Below are 2,296 nucleotides of genomic sequence, written 5' to 3' on the forward strand. Positions count from 1 at the left end.
CGAAGGCGCATCCGCCGTAACCACGCTCTACGCATCCGCCGTAACCGTTGATTCTGGCTTTCGCTCTGGTTACTATAAATACGAACTTGTCGGGGTGCCCTGCGTAAGGGGCTGAGATCGGTCACACCGAAACCCGTTGAACCTGATCAGGTTGATGCCTGCGGAGGAAACAAGCGAGCCTGGCCCTGTCTGGCCCCCTTCCCCTGCTTCAAACTCCTGATCTCACACGCTATACCTTTGTGTTTGAGGTCTTATGAGTCATGCAAAACTTTCCATCGGTATTGCCGGTGCGGGCCTGCTCGGGCGGCTGATCGCCTGGCAGCTGCTCCGCAAAGGGCACCGCGTCATGCTGTTTGATCGCGGCCCGGAACACGGCACCCAGGCCGCCGCCTGGACCGCGGCGGGGATGGTCGCGCCGCTTAGCGAAGCGGTCGTCTCCGACCGGTTTATCTACGATATGGGCCGCTACGCCCTGCGTCAGTGGCCGCAGTGGGTAAAACAGTTACCAGCGCACCGTCGCCCGCTGTGGCAATTCAATGGCAGCCTGGTGGTGGCCCATCCCCAGGATCAGTCAGAACTGACCCAGTTTTACCGGGACCTGTACCACGTCACCGGCGACACCCAGGGTTACCAGTGGTTGACCCGCCCAGCGCTTCACTCGTTGGAGCCAGATCTGAACGACCAGTTCCAGCATGGGCTTCTCCTGGAAAACGAAGGGCATCTGGACAATCGCACCCTGTTCACCGCGCTCGGGAATGCCCTGCGGGAGTTGGGCGGTCACTGCGTCTTTGATTGCGAGGTGGAGCTGGAGTCCGGCCTGATACACACGCCGTCGGGCCCACGCCGTTTCGATCAGGTGATTGACTGCCGGGGCATGGGCGCCAAGTCCGGCTTCCCGGAATTGCGCGGTGTGCGCGGTGAAATATTACAGGTGCAGACCCGGGACCTGACACTGAACCGGCCAATTCGGTTGATGCACCCGCGCTATCAGCTCTACGTCGTCCCCAAACCCGACCATCACTTTGTGATTGGCGCCACGCAGATAGAAAGTGAAGATCGCTCGCCCATGTCGTTGCAATCGTCACTGGAATTGAGCAGCGCGCTGTATACCCTGGCGCCGGCCTTTTCCGAAGCGCGAATCGTCGAGCAGTCCGTCAATCTGCGTCCCGCATTGCCGGACAATAACCCTGGGATCACTCGAGAAGATCGCCTGCTACGGGTGAACGGCCTCTTCCGGCACGGCTATCTGCTGGCACCGGCGGTGGTCGATCAGGTGATGGCGATGATCGACGAAGGCGCCGACACCGAATTCGCACCCCATTTATTGAATCTCTCCCGGAACGCTCTCAATGATAATAGTCAGTCTGAACAACGAGCGGGTTGAGCTGCCCGCCGACACGCCCCTGAGCGACGCTCTGCAGCGGTGGCAGTATGCTGACCAGCCAGTGGCAGTTGCCATCAACAGTGAATTTGTACCCCGGGCACAGTACCCGCAGGTGGTTCTGCAAAGCAGCGATCAGGTCGATGTGGTTCGGCCCGTGGGAGGAGGCTGATCATGTCTCAGGATCAATTGGTTTTGTACGGCGAATCGTTCGACAGCCGGTTTCTGCTGGGGACCGCTCTCTACCCTTCACCACAATGCATGCTGGACGCGATTCAGTCCGGGCGCTGCGAGGTGGTCACCCTGGGGCTGCGTCGGCAAAACCCGACCGAGGGCAGCGGCGATGCGTTCTGGCAAATGATTCAGCGCAGCGGCTGTCGATTACTGCCCAACACCGCCGGCTGTAAAACGGTCAAGGAAGCCGTGACCCTGGCGGAAATGAGCCGGGAAATATTCAACACCGAATGGGTCAAGCTGGAGGTCATCGGCGATGATTACAATCTGCAGCCGGACCCCTTTGGACTCGTCGATGCCGCCGGACAATTGATTCAGAAAGGCTTCAAGGTGCTGCCCTATTGCACCGACGATCTGATTTTAGGCCAGCGCCTGCTTGATGTGGGCTGCGAGGTGTTGATGCCCTGGGGTTCTCCCATCGGGACCGGTCAGGGGCTGCTCAATCGCTACAATCTGAGAACCCTGCGCGAGCGCTTGCCGGACACGCCGCTGATCATTGATGCCGGTTTGGGCGCCCCCTCGCAGGCTACCGAGGCGATGGAGATGGGGTTTGATGGTGTGCTGCTGAACACCGCAGTGGCGAAAGCACACAACCCGCCCTTGATGGCCGAGGCGTTTGCCGACGCGATTGATGCCGGCCGAAAAGCCTTCAAAGCCGGATTGATGACCCGCCGGCAGACC

The 2,296-nt window shown here is 60.1% G+C and carries 3 protein-coding genes and 1 riboswitch; all 3 genes read left to right on the top strand.

What is annotated here, in order from left to right; translation table 11 throughout:
* Positions 1 to 80 precede the first annotated feature (80 nt).
* A riboswitch (TPP riboswitch) is annotated at positions 81 to 186 on the top strand.
* A 67-nt stretch (positions 187 to 253) separates the two neighbouring features.
* Complete coding sequence (gene thiO, locus B3520_RS03775) at positions 254 to 1,384, top strand: glycine oxidase ThiO (protein WP_286875446.1); 1,131 nt, start codon at positions 254 to 256, stop codon at positions 1,382 to 1,384.
* On the top strand, positions 1,350 to 1,553 hold the full coding sequence (gene thiS / locus B3520_RS03780) for a sulfur carrier protein ThiS (protein WP_286806688.1): 204 nt from the start codon (positions 1,350 to 1,352) through the stop codon (positions 1,551 to 1,553). Before thiO ends, thiS begins: the two co-directional genes overlap by 35 nt.
* A 2-nt stretch (positions 1,554 to 1,555) precedes the next feature.
* On the top strand, positions 1,556 to 2,296 hold a 741-nt coding region (locus B3520_RS03785), incomplete at its 3' end, for a thiazole synthase (protein ID WP_286875447.1).

Source organism: Marinimicrobium sp. UBA4509, assembly GCF_002388575.1.
GTDB lineage: Bacteria > Pseudomonadota > Gammaproteobacteria > Pseudomonadales > Cellvibrionaceae > Marinimicrobium > Marinimicrobium koreense.